Source organism: Mesorhizobium sp. HAY1-8B, from assembly GCF_056868045.1.
Genome location: NZ_CP200321.1, coordinates 2,604,029 through 2,626,293, shown reverse-complemented (window position 1 = coordinate 2,626,293; position 22,265 = coordinate 2,604,029). Strand labels below are relative to the sequence as shown.

Genomic DNA, 22,265 nt, shown 5'->3' with positions numbered 1-22,265 from the left:
ACGAGTCGGCCGTCTCGCGAGCTCGCGCACGACATGTCCTCGTCTTCCCCAGGCGAGATCAGCCGTCTCGAGATGGACAAAAGCCGGGTCCTGGAATTCGCCTGCATCCGATGCGGCGCTTCCTACCCCGCCAACGTCACGATCGACTCCAAAGGATGCGCGCGGTGCCAAGACACCGCGCCAGCAAATCTTGCGCCCGTCTATGCGGCTCCGCAGCCTCACCCTTTAGCCGGCGCCACCAGCTCGCGCTCGCTGTGGCGTTTTGCGCAAATGCTGCCTTGCACAGAAGCGGAAGCGGTGAGCCTCGGCGAGGGTCTGACGCCTTTGCTTGCCTCACCGCGCATCGGCGCGTTTCTCGGCGTGCCTAACCTTGCAATCAAGGACGAAGGCCGAAACCCGACCTGGTCGCACAAGGACCGCTTCTCGACGATCGCGGTCAGCGTGGCGCGCGCACGTGGCGCGAAGATCGTCGCGACCGCCTCATCGGGAAACGCCGGCGCTTCGCTGGCTGCCTACGCAGCCCGAGCCGGGTTGAAATGCGTCGTCACCACTTTCGCGGGATCGGCCGGGGCGATGCTGGCGCAGATCCGCAAATATGGCGCGACGGTGCTGCCCTTGGTCAGCAAGATGGACCGATGGTCGCTGCTTGAACAGGCGGCTGCCCGCTACGACTGGTTTATCGCCTCGCCCTATCACGGTCCGGTCGTCGGCAGCCATCCACTCGGCATCGAGGGCTATAAGACGATCGCCTACGAGATCGTCGAGCAATCGAACGGGACGGCGCCAGATTGGTGCGTCCTGCCGGTCTGCTACGGCGATGCATTGTCCGGCGTGTGGGCTGGCTTTTGCGAGCTGTTCGCGCAAGGGGCGATCACACGCCTGCCTCGCCTCGTCGCGGCGGAGGTGCATGGGTCGCTGGCGGACGCTCTGGCCAGCGGCGCCGATGCCTTGAGTGAACGCAAGATGCTCTTCGACAGCCTTGCCGTATCGATCGGCACGCCGCGCAGCACTTTTCAGGCGTTGAAGGCGCTGCGCGAATCCGGCGGGCACGCCGTCCCCGTCAGCAATCACGGCCTGATCGCGATGCAGGAACGCCTTGCGCGGGACGAAGGGATCTTTGCCGAACTGGCGTCGGTCACGCCGCTGATCGCCATATCGAAATTGAAGGACCAAGGTGTCATCGCAGCCACAGACCGTGTCGTGGCCGTCGTGACAGCCAGCGGTCTCAAGGACCTCGATCGGTCCGCTGGATCGAACGAGCACGATCGGATTTTCCAGACGACGGACGATGCCTGGCGCTGGCTCGACAAGAACGGGCTGGATCTCGTTTCATAGATTTTCCGGCGCACCAACAGCCGGCGGCACTTCGCCTGCTGCCTGCATTTTCAGCACATCGCCGAGGCTGCGACGCAGCCAAAGAAAGCGCGTCCATTGCGTCTCCGCGGCCGGTGCGATTGTCGTCAGTGTCCTTGGCTCGGACAGTTCCTTGCAGGGCCAGCCAGGCAGAGCCGCAAGCCAGTCGTCATTGTAGACAGTCTCGGCATGGCGATGGCCTTCGTCAGGCATGATGACCGCCACTTGCGCATCCGGAAGGGTCGTTGCAACCCATTGCGCCACCAAGGCGGCGGCGCCGCTTGTCGGCCCCATGAAGAGGCCGTGCCCGCGCAGCAAACGGTGCGCGGTCATATACGCCGGGTAGGCGCCAACCCAATGGATCTCGTCGACAAGCTCATGCCTGACATTTTTCGGTAAAACGCTGTTGCCCAGGCCCCGCAACATACGTTTGCCGACGGGCTGCCCGAACAGAATGCTGCGATGGGTATCGACGGCAAACACCGTCAGATGCGGAAAGACAGTTCGCAAAAAGGAAGCGGTGCCGCATAGCGAGCCGCCCGTACCGACGCAGCCGACCAGGCAGTCAATCCTGCCCATTGCGCGGATGAAGAGTTCAGCCAACCGCGCATAGGCGAGCCAATTGCCCGGACTGTCGTATTGTCGGGTCCAGAAACCATCCGGCTCCTTGTCCAGGATTTCCTGGAGGCGCTCCAGCCGGCCAGGCTGATTGCCGTCGCCGCGCGGATCGTCAAGTGCGATGACCGCGGCGCCGATGCGCTCTAGGCGGGCTTTGTATTTGGCATCGACAAGCGTTGAAGCAGTGACAAGGGTAAGGCGATAACCTCGCGCCGCCGCGAGCAGCGCCACCGCCATTCCGAACGTTCCCGACGTCGTCTCGACAATATGGGAGCCTGCCTTCAGTTCGCCATTCGACGCCGCCCGATCCAGAATGTAGCGGGCCGGCATCAGCTTCATCAGCGGAAACGCCGCGGCCACGAGATTTGGCGCCAGCTCGGCAAGGCGCGGGGTCTCAAGGTCCCTGAAATAGTCCACGTCGAGGGTCACCATGTCCAGCCCTCCGCATTAACCAGATGGACTTCGATATCCTTGAAGCCGGCACGTCTTATCTGCTGCGCGACGAGCGCCGCCCGTCGCTTCAGATTCGATGTGAAAAGATCGAAGATCAGGCCGAACAACGAGCCGCTATGAGCGACTTGCACTCCGCATGCCCCGGCTCGCCTGGCAATGTCGGCGATTTCGCCGAAGCCTTGTTTCGGCACGTGTCGTTGGCTGATCAGGGCACTGGCCGAGGCGGCGCGTCCAAGAAGGTACGGATCCTGAAGGCGAACCGCCCGCGCCACCAGAGCCCGGAGCACGCCGAATTCCTGGATCTCGGCGCTGTCGTAGCGTGCGGGTGGAAGCTGCAATGTATCGACCGGGACGCCGCCATTTGTCTTGAAGCCGATCAGAAGCAACGGCGGCAGGGAGCCACCGAAATTCTCGATCACCGTGCCTTCCCGTTGCGCGAAAAGCACCGCGTGTTCATCGAACGCGATCGCGTCGCTGGCACGCTCGGCAGCCACAGCCAGACGCCCGATGCTTGACGGCCGCAGTTGGACGTCAACGGCCGCGGCGACAGCGCGAATGGAAGCGACAACGTCAGCCGTCGATGAGCCGTAGCCGTGCCCCACGGAAATTGCGCTTTGAAGTGTCAACTCGCCACCGCCGGCGACGTTCAAGAAATCGAGCGTAAGCCGCGCGGCTGCCGCTGCCTTGACCTTGTGATTGGGGTGGACAACGACCGCATCGCCATCGCTCCTGACAAAGCTCGCCTCCGATCTCAAGCCGGCAATCGGCAGTGTTACGAGCCCGCGATGAAGGCGCCCGCCATCATCCTTGAAGACGCCCTGGATGAGTTCGCCGTGATGTGCAATGGCTGCTGCCGTCCCAACCGACGGCCGCGGCGCGTCACCGCTCATGAGATTGCCGGCCTCAGCCATTTTTTTATCTCCCCCACGCTCTCTCGCCACGCGGGAAGATGGCGCGGACGATTGGCGACGACCCTCAAGGAATTCCGGTATTGACGGCGCTCGACCGAGCCGGCAACCAGGCGATGCTGGCGGATCGTCAGGCGGCGGAGCCAAGGTGCCTCAGTGGCCGGCCGGCTGAAACCGATTGCACCGCTGCCATGATACCTTGCGCATCGATGCCATAATTCCGATAGAGATCCGCGATGGTGCCGGTCTGACCAAAATGCTCGACGCCCAGGGCGCGTGCTTTGCAGGGGCGATTTGATCGGTGCCACCTGCGAAAGGATAACGATCGGGAGCGCGGGCGTGCAGCAGTTCGCCGACCTGTTCGCGAAACCAGACGGCTTAGGCATCGAGCATCGAGCATCGAGCATCGAGCATCGAGCATCGACATAGAAAAGGCTATGTACTGCCGCGCGGCAATCCACCGCGTGGCCGCAGGCCGTTAGGAACCCCTTTCCTGTGAATGACCGAGATGGCGCCGTAGGAGGACCGTCAGCTTCAGGCACCACCGCGTGGGCGCCGACACTGCTGGAAGTAACGGCCAGCCGTCGATTTGAAAGATTCTAGAGAAATTGCAATCGCGGACGCGCCGGCCGCTCCCCGCCTACATCGCACACCGGTCTCCCTCCTCGCCGGCGATCTTGTCCAACTCCATCGGTTGGACGTTATGACGTTATTGGCACGGGGTTCGATGAGCAGCGGCTGTTCGGATAAGAAAGCATCTTGCCAACCCATCGTACCAAAACCGGTCAGGTTGATACGATCCGAAAGCTACGGACGAAGCTGTCCACCACATTATCGAGATCGGCCATCGACAGGCAAAGTGGCGGGCACATCCTGATGACGTTTCGATATGGACCGGAACGGCTGGCGACGAGGCCGTGACGCCGCGTTTCCTCGAAGACCTGTAGGGTTGCTTCGGGGGCCGGTTCTTTTGTCGCTTGGCTCTTGACCAGCTCGATGGCGAGCATCAAGCCTTGTCCCCTTATATCGCCGATCAGCGGGAAATCTCTCTTGAGATGCTGCAGCCTTTGAATGAGCGCGCCGCCCACTACAGCCGCGTTGTCCTGCAGCCGCTCCTCGCGCATCACCTTGAGCACCGCGCGTCCAGCGGCGCAGGCGACAGGATTGGCGCCATAGGTGTGGAAAAGGAATTTGTCGGCCATGGATTCGGCGACCGCGCGCCTAGCGATGACGGCGCCGAGTGGGATGCCATTGCCGACGCCCTTGGCGACAACGACGATGTCGGGCACGACGCCATGCGATTCAAACGCCCAGAAGGCATTGCCGGTGCGGCCGACGCCGGATTGTACCTCATCGATGATGCAGACGCCGCCTGCTGCTCGCACGCGCTCGAAGGCACCGGCGATGTAGCCCGGGGGCATCGGCACGATGCCGCCATAACCCTGTACGGGCTCGATGACCATGCCGGCCAGCCGGCCACTGGTCGAGCTTGATATCGCGCGCTCGACCTCGTCGAGATAAGGCTGCACCCCTTCGCCATGAATGCCACGATACTGGTTGGGCTCGGCCACGAAAGTTACGCCGCCAAGCTGCGGCACCTGATGGCGGAAACCGGCTATGCCGGTTACCGACTGGGCGCCGAATGTCGCGCCGTGATAGCTCGAGGCAAGCGCCAGCATATCGATGTTGCCGGTGTGCGAGCGCGCCATCAGAAGCGCGAGATCAATTGCCTCGGCGCCGCTGTTGGTGAAATGCACGACCCAGTCATGTCCTACCGGCATTGTCGCCGCCAGTTCCTCGGCATATTGGGCCGGAACCGGGTGGTAGAACATCGTCGTGCAATGCGTCAGTTCCGCCAATTGCTCCGAGGCCGCCTTGACCACTTGTGGATGCGCGTGACCGACCGAGATGCAAAGGTTCATACCGAGTAGATCGGTATATTTGCGATCCTTCTCGTCCCAGACATACTGACCCCTGCCGCGCTTGAGGATCAGCGGATCCTTGTAGGGCACGAATTTACGCTGCGTGGCCGAATAGAAGCGATTCCGCCGCTCCACGATTGCCTCGGTCGACCAGTCGATGTCCAGACTTGAATGGACCTGCGGAGCGTTCATGTCTTGCCTCCAGTGTTGCGAATTCCGCTGATTGAAAACACGGAATGCACGGCGCGCACACAGGCAAACATTCTCATCAGGATAACTGATGAGGCCGATTAGTCGCTGGGGGAAGCACGGTCGACCGTATAGCAATCGGCCGGAAGGCCGGGCAGACGAGTGCTGATCGCGTTGGTCAGGACTTCGGCGGTGCGCGCGGCGAATGCCTCGGGGAGGCTTCCCAGTTCACGCTCGCGTGCGACAAGCAGGATGTTGCGTGAAAGGTTTGTGAAGGGCAAGGGATGGACATCGATCTCCATGCCTTCCGCCAAGCCATCGATAAGCAAGGTCGGGGTCAGGATCGCAAAGCCCATGCCGGCGGCAACCGGCGCCATCACAACGCTGGAGCGGTCGCCCTCCATGGCACGCGGGATCTCGAGGCGCAGCCGGCTGAGATGCTGGTCGACGCGCAGCCCGACCGGCGTCTCGCGCGAGAAGCGCACGAACGCGAGCTTCTTCGAGAGCTTCACGATGTCGCCGACATCACCAGCAAAGCCCTTTGGCGTCACAAGCAGAAATTTTTCAGTCATCACCGGGTAACGCGTCAGTCCCTCGATCTCGAACAGCTCGCCGGAGGTGACCGCGAGGTCGGCACGGCGAGCGCGCAGCAAAGCGACATGGTCGGTCGCAAGCCCGGCGAACAGGCTGAGTTCGGGAATGCCGAAGCCCTTGCGGGCGAGGACCGAGAGCGCAGGAGCCAGCGTGGTCGCGATGGAGGCCAGGAGCGCGATGCGCAGCAAGGGCAGCGGCGCCGCATTGACGCGGCGCGCGTCGGTGCGCAGGCCCTCGACCTCGGCCAGTATGGCAACGGCGCGGCGATGCAGCGCGATGCCAGCCTTGGTGAGCTCGATCGGCCGCAAATTGCGGTCGATCAGGCTGACCCCGAGCGCGCTTTCCAGGTTCTTCAGATGTTGCGAAGCGGCCGACTGGGTCATGCCCAGCATCTGCGCGGCCTGGGTGACATGCCTGGTCTCGACGATGGCGACGAAAACCTCGATCGATCGGAAAAGATTGAAATCGAAACTGCCGCTCTTCACCCGCAACTCCACCCGCGAAGCTTCATAAGTTTTCCTAATGTTGCAAAATTTGGATTGAGCGCAAGAGGCTTAGCGGGAAAAGATCGCGCCATTCGGTTCCAGCGAAGGTTTCCTACAACGTGAATGACAGGGCACGCATAGTGATCATTGGCGGCGGCGTCATTGGCCTTGCCACAGCCTATCACCTTGCCGAGCTGGGCGTGAGCGATGTCGTCCTTCTGGAGCGCCATCAACTGACCAGCGGCACGTCCTGGCATGCAGCCGGGATTGTCGGCCCATTGCGCGCAAGCCTCAACCTGACGCGACTTGCGCAATATGCGACGGAGCTATTTCCGCGCCTTGAGGAACTGACGGGCCAGGCATCCGGCTACCGGCGCACCGGCGGCCTGTGGCTGGCGCGGCACGCGGAGCGCATGGACGAACTGAAGCGCATCGCGCACATGGGCGATGTCTGCGGCCTGAGGGTCGGGATCGTCGATAAGGCCGGCGTGGCCGAGCGCGTGCGCGATATCGTCGTGGACGGTATCGAAGGCGCGCTGTGGGTCGAGGAAGACGGCCAGGCCAATCCCGTCGACATCTGCGCCGCCTATGCCAAACGGGCCCGCGCGGCCGGTATCCGCATCCTGGAAGGCCGCGCCTGTTCGGGCATCGTGACCGGCAATGGCCGGGTCGCCGGTGTAACCCTGGCTTCCGGCGTCACCATCGATTGCGAGATCGTGGTCAATTGCGCTGGCGCCTGGGCGCGCGATGTCGGCACGCTCGCCGGCGTTCCCGTGCCGTTGCAGGCCGTCGAGCACATGTACGTGGTGACCGAACCGATCGCCGGCCTGCAGGATCCGTTTCCCATCCTGCGCGACCTCGATGAAGCCATATACGTCAAGGGTGATTCCGGTAAGCTGGTGCTCGGCGGGTTTGAGCCGCACGCCAAGCTCTTCGACGTTCGCGGACCGGCCGGCGACAGGCCGTTCCTCGAACTGCCGGAGGACTGGGACCAGTTCGAGCCCTTCATGGCGGCCGGGCTGAAACTTCTGCCGGCGCTGTCGCAAACCGGCATTAGACACTTCATGAACGGGCCGGAGAGTTTTACGCCAGACACACGACCGCTAATGGGCGAGTCGCCCTATCTGCGCGGTTTCTACGTCGCCGCCGGCTTCAACTCGACGGGCATGATGTCGTCCGCTGGCGCAGGCAAGGCGATGGCCGAGTGGATTGTCGATGGCGAGCCAAGCCTCGATCTATGGGCGCTCGACATAGCCCGCTTCGATCGCTCCGCTGCGGCCCGCTCCTTCGTCGGCGCCAGAATGGAAGAGGCGGTCGCCGATCTGTTCCGCATGCACTGGCCTTACAAGCAGCCGACTGCCGGGCGCGACGTCCGGCGTTCCGCTTTTCATAGCACATTCGCCGAGGCGGGCGCCGTTTTCGGCGCGCCGACCGGCTGGGAGCGACCGCTCTGGTTCGGGGACGCTGAAACGCGTGGCCATTCCGTCGGCGGGCAGAACTGGTGGCGCCCTGCCAGGGCTGAAGCCAAGCGGATGGCTGAAGGCGTTGGCTTGTTCGAGCTTTCGCCCTTCACCAAGATCGATGTACGTGGACGCGACGCGGTCGCACTGATGCAATTCCTGTGTGCCGCCGACGTAGACAAGCCCGAAGGCCGAGCCGTCTATACGCAGATGCTCAATGCGCGGGGCGGCATCGAGGCCGATGTGACGGTCGCGCGAATCGGCAAGGACGCTTTCCGCGTGGTCTCGGGCGCGGCGACACGGCAGAAGGACCTCGCCTGGATCAGCCGCCACGCCGAAGACCTCGGCCTCAATGTCTCGGCCTTCGACGCGACGTCGGCGGAGGCTGTGCTCGGTGTCATGGGACCGCGTTCGCGTGACCTGCTCCAAAGTCTCACCGATATCGATCTTTCCGACGCGGCGTTTCCGTTCTCGACCTCGCGCCGCATCGATATCGGCACCGCGAACGTGCGGGCGACGCGGGTCAGCTTTGTCGGCGAACTCGGCTTTGAGCTCTATGTGCTGGTCGAACACGCCGAAAGGCTGCTGGCCACCATCGCCGAGGCGGGCAGCGCTCATGGCCTGACCTTTTGTGGGCACTACGCGCTGGATGGCTGCCGGCTGGAAAAGGGCTATCGCCATTGGGGTCATGATATCGGGCCGAAGGACACGCCGCTGGAGGCAGGTCTCTCTTTCGCCGTTTCCTGGCAGAAGGACCATTTCATCGGCCGCGAAGCGCTGCTGAAAACGAAGGTCGATGGCGTGCGGCGTCGGCTCATGCATTTCGCGGTCGTCGGCGCCAATCCGCTTCTGCTGCATGACGAACCCATCTACCGAGACGGCAAATTTGCCGGATTGACGACTTCAGGCGGTCTGGGCGTTCGCACGGGGCTCAGCCTTTGTCTCGGCTATGTGGCTTGCGCTCCAGGCGAGTCGAAAGCGCAGTTGCTCGCTTCCGACTATGAGATCGCGGTCGCCGGTACCCGCTACCGGCTCCAGCCGCTCGACAAGCCCCCTTACGACCCAACAGGAATGCGCATGCGCGCAAGCGCGGAGGAAAATTCATGAGACAGCAGGCCCGCGTGGTCGTTATCGGCGGTGGCGCCATGGGCGTGTCGCTGCTCTATCACCTCGCCAAACGCGGCTGGAGCGATGTCATGCTCGTCGAGAGACAGGAGCTGACGGCGGGCTCCACCTGGCATGCCGCCGGGCTCTGCACGCATTTCGCCCACAATGCGACGATCATGGAGATGCGGGCGCATTCGGTGCGGCTCTACCGCGAGATTCTCACCGCAGAGACCGGATTGCCGACAGGGTTTCACCCAAGCGGCGCGCTACGCATCACCCGTTCGCAGGAACGCATTGACGAATTCCGCCACGTGCAGGGACTGGGCCGTTTCGTTGGCCATGATTTCCGCATTCTGAGCCCTGGCGAGCTGAAGGAAATCTATCCGCTCTGCCACACGGACGGCATCATTGGCGCGATCTACGAGCCTAATGACGGCCATGTCGATCCGACGCTGGCGACCAACGCCATGGCTACCGGCGCACGCTCGCGCGGTGCCGAGATCGTGCGCCACAATCCGGTGCTGGGTATCGAGCGCAAGGCATCAGGGGAATGGCTGGTTCGCACGCAGCAGGGCGACATCATGGCCGAGCATGTGGTGAACGCGGCCGGGACATGGTGCCGCGAGATCGGCACCATGATGGGTATCGACCTGCCGGTCGTGCCGATGCTGCACCAGTATGTCGTGACCGACACCGTGCCCGAGATTGGCGAGCGCATCGCAGCCGGCGCCAAGGAACTGCCGATCATCCGCGATCCCGAAGAAAGCTGGTATCTGCGCCAGGAGCGCGACGGCTATATAGTCGGCCCTTATGAGAAGTCGGCCCATCCCTGGGCGATCGACGGCGTTCCTCCGGAATTCGGCATGGAACTGCTACCGCCCGACCTGGATCGTGTCGAGCATATCATCTCCCTTGCGATGGAGCGGGTACCGGCGCTCGCCAATGCCGGCATCAAGACGGTGGTCAACGGCCCGATCACCTTCACGCCGGACGCCAATCCGTTGGTCGGTCCGGCTTTTGGCCTCGGCAATGCATGGCTGCTCACCGGCTCCAGCATGGGTGTGATGGAAGGCGGCGGGGCCGGCCGATTCCTCGCCGACTGGATCGTCGACGGATCACCGCCGAGCGACGCGTTGGCCATCGATCCTCGCCGGTTCGGCAATTATGCCGATCGCGACTATCGTATCGACAAGGCGGTCGAAGGCTTCGGCCTGCAATTTGGCATCCACTATCCCAATGAGGAACGCGAAGCGGGCCGGCCGCGCCGCACGACGCCGGCACTTGAGCTCCAGAAGAGCCAGGGGGCCGTGCTCGGCGCTGCCTATGGCTGGGAGCGCCCGAACTGGTTCGCCGTGAAGAGCTTTGACGGAGCCCCGCAGCTGACCTTCCGCAAGCCAGGCTGGTTCGACGCGGTGCGCGGCGAGTGTCTCGGTGTGCGGGGCAGCGTAGGCGCCATCGACCTTTCAGCCTTCTCCAAGTTCGAGATCAGCGGGCCGGGCGCCAGCGCCTTCATGGCTTCGCTCGGCGCCAACCGGCCACCGGAACGCCATGGCCGCATCGGGCTCATTCACGTCCTGACGGCAAAAGGCGGCTTGGCATCGGAATTCACCGTGACCCGCTTCGGCGACCAAGGGTTCTACCTGACCAGCGCAGCGCTTGCGGAACGACATGACGAGGATCTGCTGCGTGCGCGCGCCGCGGCCTTCCCGGGCGTGACGATCGACAACGTCACGGAAAGGCGTGGCGTGCTGGGCGTGATGGGACCGCGTGCCCGCGACCTGCTGCAAAAAATCTGCGAAGCCGATCTGTCCAATGCGGCATTCCCCTGGCTTTCGGCGCAGATTCTGCGCGTGGCGGGCATCAGGGCGGCCGCGCTTCGCGTCTCCTACGCCGGCGAACTCGGATGGGAATTGCATGTGCAGCTGGCGCAGTTCGGCAAGCTCTACGAAGCGATCATCAAAGCCGGAGCGCAGTTCGATCTGCGTCCGTTCGGCATCTACGCACTGAATGCGATGCGGCTGGAAAAGGGCTATCGTGCCTGGGGCGTCGACCTGACCACCGAGCGGACGCCGCTGGAGGCCGGATTGGGCGCGCTGGTCAAGGCTGACGGGCGGACGTTCGTCGGTCGCGAGGCAATGTTGGAGCGCGTCGGCAAAAGCGCCTGGACAATGGTGCTGATCGAAATCGACGATGATGGCGACAGGCTGCCCTTCTACGCCCACGCCGTGATGCAGGCGGGCCGCCCGGTCGGCATCGTTACCTCCGGCAGCCACGGCTTCCGCACAGGCAAGACCATTGCGCTTGCCTATCTGCGGCCCGGTGTTGCGGCCGAAGGCTTGACCGTGTCGATCCTCGGCCAGGAACTGTCGGCGCGGGAGCTGAAGAAGGCTCCTTACGATCCGGACAATCTGCGGTTGCGCGGCCTTCAGGCCGATGCGCCGGCTGCTTTCATGCCTGCCTGATCACGGAGACTGAAATGGACAAGGACGCGACGACCGACGCTCCAGCGCCACGAAGCGGAGGCCGGGCTGGAAGACAGGGCCAGCGCCTCGCTCAGCAGGCACCGCGGCGACCCTATATCAGCCGCAGGATCGGCACATTCAACATCCTCGATGAAGAGGGGTTGAGCCTGATCGAGGCGAATGCCGACCGGCTGCTCAAGGAGGTCGGCATGGAGTTCCATGACGATCCCGAGATCCTCGACATCTTTCGCGAGGCAGGCGCCGACGTGAAGGGCACCAGAGTCCGCTTCGAGCCTGGCATGTGCCGCAAGATCATCCGCGCCACCGCGCCTTCACAATTCAAGCAGCACGCCCGCAATCCAGCAAACACGGTGGTGATTGGCGGCGACAACACAGTGCTGTGTCCGTCCTGGGGCCCACCCTTCGTCCACGACCTGGATCGCGGCCGGCGCTATGCCACGATCGCGGACTTTCGCGATCTGGTGAAGATCCATCAGATGATCCCGCATCTGCATCATTCGGGCGGCGTCGTCTGCGAGCCTGTCGACCTGCCGGCCAACAAGCGCCATCTCGACATGCTCTACACCCACATCCGTCATTCGGACCGCGCCTTCATGGGCGCGTTCATCGGTTCGAGGCGAGCGCAGGACGCGGTCGACATGGCCAAGATCGTGTTCGGCGAGGAGTTCGTGGCCCACAACGCCGTGCTCTACAACGTGTCCAACACCAACGCACCGCTCGTGCTCGACGCCAACATGTCGGGCTCGCTGAAGGTGTGTGCCCGCAACAATCAGCCCGTCGCCTGCACGCCGTGGACGCTGGCCGGCGCGATGAGCCCTTGCACGGTCGCCGGCACACTGGCGCAGGTGTTGGCCGAGGCGCTTGCCTGTCTCTCGCTCGTGCAGCTGATCAACCCCGGAGCGCCCTGCCTGATGGGAAGCTTTGCCAGCACGATCTCGATGCAGAGCGGCGCTCCGACCTTCGGCACGCCGGAGGCAGGCAAAATGGTGCTCGCCTGCGGGCAGCTCGCGCGGCGCGTCGGCGTGCCGTTCCACACTGTCGGCTCGTTGTCAGCCTCAAAACTTCCCGACGCGCAGGCCGAGCAGGAGGCGACATGGGGCATCCTGATGTCGATGTTTGCCGGCGCCAACGTCATCAACCACGCCACCGGCTGGCTGGAAGGCGGACTGGTCACCGGATTCGAGAAGACGGTCATCGACGCTGATCTCTGCGGCAAGGTCGCCAGCCTGTTCGAGGGTATCGATCTGTCGCTGAATGCCCAGGCGATGGAGGCAATCGAAGCGGTTGGCCCCGGATCGCATTTCCTTGGCAGCGCGCATACACAGTCCAACTTCCTCTCCGCCTTCTATCGCTCCACCAGCAGCGACAACAATTCCTTCGAACAATGGAACGAGGATGGCCGGCTCGACGCCGCGCAGCGTGCCAACCGGGAATGGAAAAGGCTGCTCGACGGATACCAGGATCCGGGCCTCGATTCGGCGATCGACGAAGCGCTCCAGGCCTTTATCGCCAACCGCAAGGCCAGTGAACCGGACCAGGCCTATTTCTAGAGCCGTCCACCCCTGGAGCATGTCGCCGCGAGGTGGTGACCTTATGCGCTCCATCGTTTTTCCTAATGCGGTGAAATTTGGGATGGATTGCCTGCGTGTTCCGCTAACCTGATGGATAGACTGAACGAAATCAGCGCAACTCCGTTGGGGAACATCATGAAACGTTACCTTCTCGAAACCGCATTGAGCGCCCTGTTGCTGATGCCTCTATCCTCGGCGCTGGCCGCCGATGTGACCATGCCGGATCCGAACTATGCCACCGCCACGGCGGTCATGAACGTCATCAAGAACGCGGCCGAGCAGGAACTGGGGCTCGATGTTTCCACGGTAACCACCACCGCCGTTCCGGTGATCTGGGAGGCGATGGACCGCAACAAGGGTGAAGTCGATATCTGGCCTGATGTCTGGTTGCCGAACCAGCAAGGCCTGGTCGACAAATACGTCAAGGGCGCTGGCACGGTAAAACTCGCGCAGAATGGCTACGAGGCCAAGCAGGGCTACTGTGTCACCCAGGTCACCGTCGACAAATATCACATCAAGGACGTTTCCGATCTCGCCAATCCGGACAATGCCAAGCTGTTCGACACCAATGGCGACGGCAAGGGCGAAATCTGGATCGGCGCATCGGGCTGGCAGTCGACCAACATCGAGAAGGTCAGGGCGCGCGATTATGGCTTCGAAGACTTCTTCGACCTGCAGGTGACCGACGAGGCGGTGGCGGCGGCTTCGCTCGACCGCGCGGCGAAGGCTGACAAACCATGGGTCGGCTATTGCTACAGCCCACACCAGAATTTCGCGCGCTACAAGCTAGCCTTCCTGACCGAGCCGAAGAATGATCCGGCGAAATTCGTGGTCGTGCAGCCCAATGACGATCCGCAATGGTTCGAGAAGTCAAAGGTCTCATCTGCCTATGCTGACACCACCGTGCACGTCGCCTATGCTGCCTCGCTCGCACAACGCCAGCCCGAACTGACCGCGGCGCTGGAGCGCATCAGCTTCAACCCGGACGACATCTCCAAATGGGCCTATGCGATCATCGTCGACAAGAAGGCCGCCGACGAAGTGGCCAAGGAGTGGATCAAGGCTCATCCGGACGACGTGGCAAAGTGGTTCGGCCACTAAGCGGAGCACCGCGCGGCGCCTGTAGCCAGGTTCGGCTCTCGCCAGCCGAATTGCCGATGAGCGGGCGAAAGCAGTAGACATGGACGCCATGTCGACGAGGATTTCGCGATCCGAGCACGGCGGCGCCGCTGTCCCGGCCGCCATTGTGATGAAGAATGTCTGGAAGGTCTTCGGCGTCCGCGCGCCGGAGGCCATGGCGTCCATCCTGCGCGACCGGCTGGACAAGGAGGAAGTGACCAGGCGCTTCGGTTGCGTCATCGGCGTGGCCAATGTCAGCATTTCGGTCGCACCCGGCGAGATCTTCTGCGTGATGGGCCTGTCGGGCAGCGGCAAGTCGACATTGATCCGCCATATCAACCGACTGCTCGAACCCTCCGCCGGCGAGATTTTCATCGACGGCGAAAACATCATGACGAAGACACCGGCGGAGTTGAGGACGCTGCGGTCGCGCAAGGTCAGCATGGTGTTTCAGAGCTTCGGGCTGCTGCCGCACCGTACAGTGCGTGACAACGTGGCGTTGCCCCTGGAGATCCAGGCGGCGAGCAAGCAGCAGCGCTTCGATGTCGCCGACGCGGCACTTGCGAAGGTCAATCTCACTGGATGGGGCGATCGCTACTGCCACGAGCTTTCCGGCGGCATGCAGCAGCGCGTTGGCCTCGCCCGCGCGCTGGCGGCGGATTCGGCGATCCTTCTGATGGACGAACCGTTCAGCGCGCTCGACCCCTTGATTCGGCGCCAGCTTCAGGACGAGTTCGTGGCGCTGTCACGTTCCATGGGCAAGACGGTTGTGTTCATCACCCACGATCTCGACGAAGCGATCCGCATCGGCGACCGCATCGCCATCATGAAGGATGGCATCATCATCCAGATCGACACGCCCGAAGACATCGTGACCGCACCCAAGCATGACTATGTCGCGAAATTCGTCGCCGACATTTCGCGCCTGAAGGTGATCACCGCCGGCCGCATCATGGAGCCCGTCCGCAGTTTCAGCGCGAGAGTTCCGCAGGCGGACCTGAAGTCCTTGCGCCGAGTTGGCGTGCGGCAGCCGCTAGGCGAACTCGTGGAATTCGCGGCTCTGGATGACGCGCCGCTGGCGGTGACGGACGGCGAGGGAACGGTTGTCGGCGTGGTTGACAGGCAGCGCCTCTTGAACGGATTGCGAAAGGGCGGACAATCGTGAACGCCTATCATCCGCAGCCCCCGCACCAGTTCGAACCGCTGGCGGAGAACCGTCTGGTCGAGGAATTCGTCGTCCAGAATCAGGATTACTATGTCAATCGGTTCGCCCGCATCCGGCGGGCGCGCCATACGGTATGGCCGTTCAATGTCGCGGCAGCGCTGCTCGGATCCGTCTGGGCGGCGGCGCGCGGTGTCGCGGTGCTGTTCTGGATCGTCTTCTTCCTTGAAATGCTGGCGGTCGTCCAGTTCGGCATCGGTGTGGCCGGCAATCTCGGCGCGGCCGAGGAGGCTCGCGCGGAGCGGCTGACCAAACAGGCAGAGGCAAGAGCCGAGCAGGCGAAAGCCGCGCAGGCCGCGAATGCGGAAAATGCCGAGGGTTTGAAATCGTCTGCCGCGGCATTGCAGAGAGCCGCGGACGCGGCAAAAGCGCAGGCGGAGGCCGCCAAGGGGAAAGCCCCTCTGCTCATCGGCGCCGGCTCCGTCACGCTGCTTCTTGCAAGGCTGGCGAGCGGGTTTCTCGCCAACCGGCTGCTCGAGCGGCGCTTCACGCGCTGGCGATCCAACCCGGCCTTGCGGCATGGCCTGAACTATCCGCTGGCACTGTGCGCGCTGGTCTTTTCCATCTTGGCCTACGGTCTTTCGGTCTACCGTTTTGCCGGGGCAAGTCCGGGCGCCTGGATCGTGGCGGCACCCTCCAACCGCGACTGGCAAGTTGGCCTGTCATCGGCGCTGGACGGGTTGATGGAAGCAATTTCGCATACCGGTGAAGGGTTCTTTGGCGCCATCACTGGCGGCATATCGCTGGTGCTCGACGGGCTTTCCTACGCGCTGACCGGAATGCCATGGCCGGTGACCATGGCGGTGATCCTGATCCTTGCCTGGCAACTCGCCGGGCCGCGCGTCACCATCTTCACCGCGGCCGCCCTCGCCTATCTGGCCGTGCTCGGTTTTTGGGAGAAGAGCCTGGAAACGGTCGCGCTGCTTGGAACCGCCGCCGTGCTGTGCCTGGCAATCGGCATCCCGCTCGGCATCTGGTGCGGCCGCAGGCCGCGCGTCTACACGGCGCTGCGGCCGGTGCTCGACTTCATGCAGACCATGCCGGCCTTCGTCTATCTCATCCCGGTCATTGCGCTGTTCGGCATCGGCAAGCCGCCTGGGGTGATCGCGACACTGATCTTCGGCACGCCGCCCGTGGTGCGACTTACGGCACTTGGTCTTCAAGGCGTTTCGCCGGCGATCCGGGAGGCGGCGCAGGCCTATGGCGCCACGCGATGGTTCCTTTTGACGCGGGTGGATCTGCCCCTCGCCATGCCGTCGATCATGGCCGGAATCAACCAGACCATCCTTATGTGCCTGTCGATGGTGGTGATCGCTTCGCTTATCGGCGCCAAGGGGCTGGGTGAGGATGTCCTCAACGCCCTGCAATATGCCGCTGTCGGCCAGGGGCTGCTCGCGGGCTTCGCCATCTTGCTCTGCGCCATGGTGATCGACCGCATCGTCCAGGGTCGCAATCGATAGCCATGTCCATCTTTGCCTTTGCGGATGGCGCTCGGACGACCGGAGCGAGGCGCAAAGCTCCCGTTCCCGACTCGGCGGAATAGCGTCTTGAAGCGAGTTTGGCGGACTTCTTATAACCCATTGGCAAACAAAGATTCGTCGCTGAAGGTCAACGTTTCCTATCGGTCTATGTGTGGTTGATCACGTCTTGGCACTCGTAACGAGATCAGCTGTCCTGTCATCTTTTGCCCACCGGGCGGTGTTAGAGACTCCGGCACGGCGGGCTTTGGATGAGGTCGATCTGATGACGACAAGCCTTGCCGGCACCCTGAAAAACCGCGGAAAACATATGGCCAAACGCCTGCTTGGCTACGATTCCCGCAATTGGCTGCGCATCCGCCAGATCGAGGCGTTCACGCTCTTCCTCGAAGCCGGAAACCGCAAGGCGTCCGATGTCATCGAGATTTCGCCCGGCTGGAACCGCTATTGGCGGGCAATGTGCCCCGACTACCGCTCGGTCGATTTTCCCGCCTTCGACATCTGCAGGGACCGCACCGACGAGCAATATTCCATCGTCATCGCCGATCAGGTGCTGGAACATGTCCAGCGGCCGATGGCGGCGGTGCAAAACATCCACGCCATGACCAGGCCCGGCGGCTGGGCGATGGTGGCCACACCCTTCCTGTTTCGCGTGCATGCCAGGCCGCACGACTACAACAGATGGACGCCCGCCGGCCTGAAGCAACTGATGGTCGAGGGCGGCTTTGCCGAAGCCAATGTCAAGGTGGATGGCTGGGGCAACAAGGCCTGCGCCAGGGCCCACATCGGTGGCCCTGTGCGCGCCTACGGCCTTTGGCGAGACCTCAGCAATGACGAGGAATACCCGCTGATGGTATGGGCCTTCGCAAGGAAGGCGTCAGCGGGGCCTCAATAGTTGCCGTTATAATACCGGTCATCACAAGGCGCGGTGTAGATGCGGCCGTAGCGGTCCTGGTAGCGGCACATCTGTTGGCCGCGGGGCTGCGGCGTGGTGGCCGAGCCGACGACGGCGCCGAGCAACGCGCCGCTGGCAGCGCCGATGACGGTGCTCTTGGTGTTGCCGCCGATCGCCTGGCCGACAAGAGCGCCGCCGGCGCCGCCGATGAGCGCGCCCGTGGTGGCGCGCTGCTGGCCTTCGGTTTGCGTCTCGCAGCCCGCAAGTGCCGCGGTCATGAGGACGGCCAAAATCGCTTTCTTGATGATCATCTGAAGAACCTCCTTTTGAGGCCACGCGGGCCGATGCCCTGGCAAGTGCGGTCGCATTGCGGCGGAACGGCGGCACGCGCGCTCACGATATGAGACATGGTTTCTCTCTGGTTGAACAAATACTCGGCCGCCGATCAGGGCCGCGCAGAAGCCGCCCATTCGATACAAACTGTTTGGGAAACCATAACGAAACAACAGGCAGAATGTCGGTATGCTGTCGCTACCGGATATTGTGCACAAGCGATGGACAGGAATCCAAGCATTCCAAAAGCTCCGGCATCCAGGCCGAGGATCCGCGCTGCGCAATATCTGCGGATGTCGACCGACACTCAGACCTATTCCATCCACAACCAGAGAGATGCCATCGGCGAATATGCCGACATCATGGGGTACGACATTGTCGCTACCTATGCGGATCCCGGTCGCAGTGGACTCAACATCGAAGGACGGCCCGGGCTGCAACGGCTGTTGATCGATATTGAAAGCGGGAACGCCGATTTCGAGACCGTGGTCGTCTATGACGTGAGCCGTTGGGGGCGTTTCCAGAATATTGATGAAAGCGCGTCTTATGAATACCGCTGCCAGATGGCTGGCGTGCGCATCGAATTCTGCGCCGAGCAGTTCGCGAACGATGGCACCATCGGCTCAGACGTGCTGAAGGCTATCAAGCGTAGCATGGCGGCCGAGTTGAGCCGCATGCTCTCGGCAAAGGTCTTTCTCGGTCAAAGGCGCGTGGTGAAAATGGGTTTCTGCGGGGGTGGTCTCGCAGGCTACGGTCTCAGGCGGCTCCTGGTGGATGGATCAGGCGAGCCGAAGTTCATTCTCAAACGCAGACAGTACAAAGGCCTGGGATCCGACCGGGTTGTGCTGGTGCCCGGTCCGCCGGAAGAGATTGCGGTCGTGCGCTGGATATTCAGCCAGTTTGTCAAGGGCAAATCCCGGATCGAGATCGTGCGCGCGCTTAACAAAAGGGGCGTGCTTACGGAGATCGGCCGGAGATGGACGAGCAATACCGTGCATACGGTCCTGACGAATGAACGCTACATCGGCAACATCGTATGGAACAGAAAATCCGAAAAACTTCATGGCAAGCGGGCGAGAAATCCGCCGTCTGCATGGGTGCGCGCGGAAGAGGCTTGCGAGCCGATCCTCGACCGGAAGGTGTTTCTGCGCGCAAGGGCCGTCGCGGATGCGCGCACGCCCCTCAGCAACGAGCAGATGTTGGCTGACCTTTCCAAGCTGCTGGCTGAGCGAGGAAAGCTGTCGGAACATATTATCAATTCGGCACCAGGTTGTGTGAGTGTCAGCACCTACCAAACCCGTTTCGGAAGCCTCTACGCGGTTTACAAACTGGTCGGATTTGCCCCCCCGCCGAACTATGGGTGGTTCGACATCAACGACCAGCTTCACCGACGCCGCCGGGAAATCATTGAAGACCTTGTTGCCTCGATTGGCCTAGCCGGCGGGCTGGCGCGCTATGACCCCGAGACCAAACTCGTCAGCATCAATGACGAGTTCACCGTCGCGGCCTGGATCGCGCGCTGTCATCCCAAGCGTTTCGGCTATCCTCATTGGGCATATTCGCAGGAGCGTCTCCCCGAGGCCGACATTTCGGTACTGATCAGAATGAATCCTGACAATGTCTCGGTCCGAGACTACCTGATCGGCCCGACGTATCAGGTGCAACGCCGGACAACTATGCTGACAGCACACAACCATGCCGGCGTTGATGCGTTTCTTTTTCAGTCGATGGACCCTTTGGTCGAGTTGTCGAGGCGGGTTCGTTTGAAGGGACCCGCATTGTCATGACGCAGGGCGCAAAGATCAGCCGCCACGCCGTCGCTCTGGCCAGCGATTTGCAGGGGCCGCAGAAGCTCTACTCATACCAGCTGCGTGCCACCTATGACTGTCAATGTGAAAGAATGCGGCTATTCATCCGAGAGGCAAACGCGTCCCAGAAAGCTCTGGAGAAGATGGCCGCGCTCTTTGGAAAACTGACGACTGTAGTGGCGTTTCGAGCGCTGATAGAGGCGGAACGCCTTAATTCCATTCCAACTCAGCTTGCGGAAAGAATAAGAGGCAATCGCGCCGATTTTCCCTTTACCGGGAAGAAACCGACCTTGCTCACCAACCGACAGCTGATTGCGGGGATTTGCCTCGATGCTCTCGAGTTGTTGGAGGACGGCCCTGTGCCGGCGGGGATTTTTAGCCTGCTGCGGAAGGTCGTGCCGGGCCGGCAGATGGAAATTACACGCCTGATGATCGGGTTGGACAGGGTGAGGCTCCTGTGGGCAAGGGTGCTGGTCGGTCTTACACCGCAATCGCAGCTCGCGGCCCCTTCGGTTCCGCGAATGCAGTTCGCGGGTATCAATGCCAGCGACATTGCAGCGATGGAAATCGAATTGGCCGCCCTGAGCCTGAGATTCCTGAACGCCGCCGAGCGCCTTGGTCCATGGGGCCTCGAACTTGTAGCGGCACGCGGCTATCTCAACCGCCTGATGGATAACGCTCCCGTTGTTCGATATCTCGCGCGAAGTTTTCCCGAGACCTTGTCTGAATTCCAGAAGTTGATCGACCCCACCAGCTGTAGCTTAGCCACGACGTTGACGCGGTGGCGCTGACAGTGTCCCCGGCCGACGCCGATCAGGCCATTTTCCCAACAGCGGTGTTGCCTCGTTCTCACCAATTGCCGAGGTACCTATGATTGGGATCAGTGACGGTTCTGCCGTCTTGCCCTTGCGTGTTCTCAACGCCGCGATTTCATCATCTCGCCGCGCGATACGACTCTCCAGATTGGCTACGCGTTCGGTCAGGAAATAGCGGCCGACAATGAAACCCCCACCTCCAAAAAGGACTGCGAAAGTGAGGAAGGCTATAGGGTTGGCGATCACCAGAGCCCCATTGGCCTGGAAGAAGTCGATCAAGTCGTGCATTGCCAGATCCCTTCAATTGCTTGGAAGTTTGTGGATTTCCAGCCGAACTGCGCCACCTCTCTCGCATCCCCGGCCGGCGACGAATAGCGGCCTGCCAGGCGGCCATACTCACGGTGACGTCCGAGGACCGGCTGACGGTTTCGAGAAGCGTCTTTTCCTCCTCGCTATCCCAAACCTTGATGCGATAGGTGTCATCATTTCTGGTCATAATGGCCGCGTCCTGTGCCAGCCCCTGGAGAAGCCGTTCGAGACCGCCCCACGCGACAGAGCAAGCTCGTGCTCAAGCTCGGCGTTTCTGGCGAGCGCCTTCAGCAATGCAGTCACAGCGTCGCCGCCGGCCGCCTCTATTGCGCGCTGAGCAGCGTGTTCCAATTCGGACACAGCTTCACCGTTCGGCGCGTCTTGGGGCTTTCCCATAGCCTTCCTGCTCAGATGCACGTCAGAAATAAGGAACATTTTCCTCTGACGTCAAGCGCGGACTTGACTCCACGTTCCCTTTTCGTTCACTATCCCTGAAATAGCCACAGGAGACCATGCATGGACGTGATCATGCGAGCTCGGGGCGCATTACCCGAGGAAATTCAGCGGGGAGTAGATGCAGCGAGGGCCGTACTCGACCGTGCTGGAATGACGGCCGAGCAGGCCGCCGACGGCGCGTTTGCGATCGAAGGGTGGGATGAGATGGGCTTCCCTGCGGACCAGGAGCCGTTGGAAGTGGAGTATGCCGCTGCCGGAAGCGGTCACAGTTTTCGACAAGAGCAAGACCGTCAGCCTGTCAGTACGGCAATGTGAGGTTTGCGAAGGCGACGCAGGCAACGGACAGGACGAACATGGCTCGTCGGCGGCACATGGCTTTGACGGAACCTGGTCCGACTGCGAGTCAACGTATTCCATGAAATCCGGAACGATCTACGTGGATGGCGCGGCTTACGGGACCTATAGTGGGCGAAAGGGCCACACCTCCGTTGAACATGGAGGAAGTCCGCCAGCCACGCAGTGTGACTTGAACCTGGTTGACGGGAACCATATCCACTTGGTCTGTTACGGCGGTGGCGCGATAGGAAAGTGGGCTTTCGATGCAACGAGAACGTCGTGACCAGCCGCCCGTCGCGACTCCCCAAAAAAGCGCCAAATAGTCGTTCACCAGAGTGCGCGCGATGCAGT

17 protein-coding genes are annotated in these 22,265 nt (G+C 62.2%); 11 read left to right on the top strand and 6 right to left on the bottom strand.

What is annotated here, in order from left to right:
- Positions 1-72 precede the first annotated feature (72 nt).
- On the top strand, positions 73-1,335 hold the full coding sequence (locus AC1VON_RS12380) for a threonine synthase (RefSeq protein ID WP_483126323.1): 1,263 nt from the start codon (positions 73-75) through the stop codon (positions 1,333-1,335).
- Here AC1VON_RS12380 and AC1VON_RS12375 read toward each other — a convergent pair.
- The 4 genes from AC1VON_RS12375 to AC1VON_RS12360 form a co-directional block, all read right to left on the bottom strand.
- The gene (locus AC1VON_RS12375) at positions 1,330-2,403 is read right to left on the bottom strand and encodes a PLP-dependent cysteine synthase family protein (RefSeq protein WP_483122702.1); all 1,074 of its coding nucleotides are present in this window, start codon (positions 2,401-2,403) and stop codon (positions 1,330-1,332) included. The two genes, AC1VON_RS12380 and AC1VON_RS12375, sit on opposite strands and share 6 nt — an antisense overlap.
- Positions 2,397-3,479, bottom strand: a complete 1,083-nt coding sequence (locus AC1VON_RS12370; protein WP_483122696.1) for a GHMP family kinase ATP-binding protein — start codon at positions 3,477-3,479, stop codon at positions 2,397-2,399. Before AC1VON_RS12370 ends, AC1VON_RS12375 begins: the two co-directional genes overlap by 7 nt.
- A gap of 638 nt (positions 3,480-4,117) precedes the next feature.
- The gene (locus AC1VON_RS12365; RefSeq protein WP_483122692.1) at positions 4,118-5,446 is read right to left on the bottom strand and encodes an aspartate aminotransferase family protein; all 1,329 of its coding nucleotides are present in this window, start codon (positions 5,444-5,446) and stop codon (positions 4,118-4,120) included.
- 98 nt (positions 5,447-5,544) lie between these two features.
- Complete coding sequence (locus AC1VON_RS12360; RefSeq protein ID WP_483122688.1) at positions 5,545-6,522, bottom strand: LysR family transcriptional regulator; 978 nt, start codon at positions 6,520-6,522, stop codon at positions 5,545-5,547.
- A gap of 119 nt (positions 6,523-6,641) precedes the next feature.
- Here AC1VON_RS12360 and AC1VON_RS12355 point away from each other — a divergent pair, with 119 nt between their 5' ends.
- From AC1VON_RS12355 to AC1VON_RS12325, 7 genes are all read left to right on the top strand, one after another.
- Complete coding sequence (locus AC1VON_RS12355; protein ID WP_483122685.1) at positions 6,642-9,089, top strand: GcvT family protein; 2,448 nt, start codon at positions 6,642-6,644, stop codon at positions 9,087-9,089.
- The gene (locus tag AC1VON_RS12350; RefSeq protein ID WP_483122681.1) at positions 9,086-11,551 is read left to right on the top strand and encodes a GcvT family protein; all 2,466 of its coding nucleotides are present in this window, start codon (positions 9,086-9,088) and stop codon (positions 11,549-11,551) included. Before AC1VON_RS12355 ends, AC1VON_RS12350 begins: the two co-directional genes overlap by 4 nt.
- Before the next feature lie 14 nt (positions 11,552-11,565).
- Positions 11,566-13,122 (top strand): trimethylamine methyltransferase family protein, encoded by a 1,557-nt coding sequence (locus AC1VON_RS12345; RefSeq protein ID WP_483122677.1) that lies wholly within the window; start codon positions 11,566-11,568, stop codon positions 13,120-13,122.
- A gap of 156 nt (positions 13,123-13,278) precedes the next feature.
- A complete protein-coding gene (locus AC1VON_RS12340) occupies positions 13,279-14,244 on the top strand; it encodes an ABC transporter substrate-binding protein (RefSeq protein WP_483122674.1) in 966 nt (321 codons plus the stop codon).
- 79 nt (positions 14,245-14,323) lie between these two features.
- Entirely contained in the window at positions 14,324-15,427 is a 1,104-nt protein-coding gene (locus tag AC1VON_RS12335; protein ID WP_483122669.1) for a quaternary amine ABC transporter ATP-binding protein, read from the top strand.
- Positions 15,424-16,944: an ABC transporter permease gene (locus AC1VON_RS12330; protein WP_483122664.1), complete on the top strand. Its 1,521-nt coding sequence runs from the start codon at positions 15,424-15,426 to the stop codon at positions 16,942-16,944. The genes AC1VON_RS12335 and AC1VON_RS12330 overlap by 4 nt, the downstream gene beginning before the upstream one ends.
- Before the next feature lie 283 nt (positions 16,945-17,227).
- Positions 17,228-17,857, top strand: a complete 630-nt coding sequence (locus tag AC1VON_RS12325; protein ID WP_483122659.1) for a class I SAM-dependent methyltransferase — start codon at positions 17,228-17,230, stop codon at positions 17,855-17,857.
- On the opposite strand, the gene AC1VON_RS12320 is transcribed toward AC1VON_RS12325, so the two are convergent.
- Positions 17,851-18,168: a YMGG-like glycine zipper-containing protein gene (locus AC1VON_RS12320; RefSeq protein WP_483122654.1), complete on the bottom strand. Its 318-nt coding sequence runs from the start codon at positions 18,166-18,168 to the stop codon at positions 17,851-17,853. The genes AC1VON_RS12325 and AC1VON_RS12320 overlap by 7 nt on opposite strands.
- A 96-nt stretch (positions 18,169-18,264) precedes the next feature.
- Here AC1VON_RS12320 and AC1VON_RS12315 point away from each other — a divergent pair, with 96 nt between their 5' ends.
- Positions 18,265-19,977 carry a recombinase family protein gene (locus AC1VON_RS12315; protein WP_483122650.1) on the top strand — a complete coding sequence of 571 codons (1,713 nt, stop codon included), beginning with the start codon at positions 18,265-18,267 and terminating at the stop codon, positions 19,975-19,977.
- Positions 19,974-20,789 (top strand): plasmid partitioning protein RepB C-terminal domain-containing protein, encoded by an 816-nt coding sequence (locus AC1VON_RS12310; RefSeq protein ID WP_483122644.1) that lies wholly within the window; start codon positions 19,974-19,976, stop codon positions 20,787-20,789. The genes AC1VON_RS12315 and AC1VON_RS12310 overlap by 4 nt, the downstream gene beginning before the upstream one ends.
- On the opposite strand, the gene AC1VON_RS12305 is transcribed toward AC1VON_RS12310, so the two are convergent.
- Positions 20,760-21,101: a hypothetical protein gene (locus tag AC1VON_RS12305; protein WP_483122639.1), complete on the bottom strand. Its 342-nt coding sequence runs from the start codon at positions 21,099-21,101 to the stop codon at positions 20,760-20,762. The genes AC1VON_RS12310 and AC1VON_RS12305 overlap by 30 nt on opposite strands.
- Positions 21,102-21,638: 537 nt before the next feature.
- Between AC1VON_RS12305 and AC1VON_RS12300 the strand changes: the two genes are divergently transcribed.
- A complete protein-coding gene (locus tag AC1VON_RS12300) occupies positions 21,639-21,893 on the top strand; it encodes a hypothetical protein (RefSeq protein ID WP_483122636.1) in 255 nt (84 codons plus the stop codon).
- The last annotated feature ends 372 nt before the right edge of the window (positions 21,894-22,265 follow it).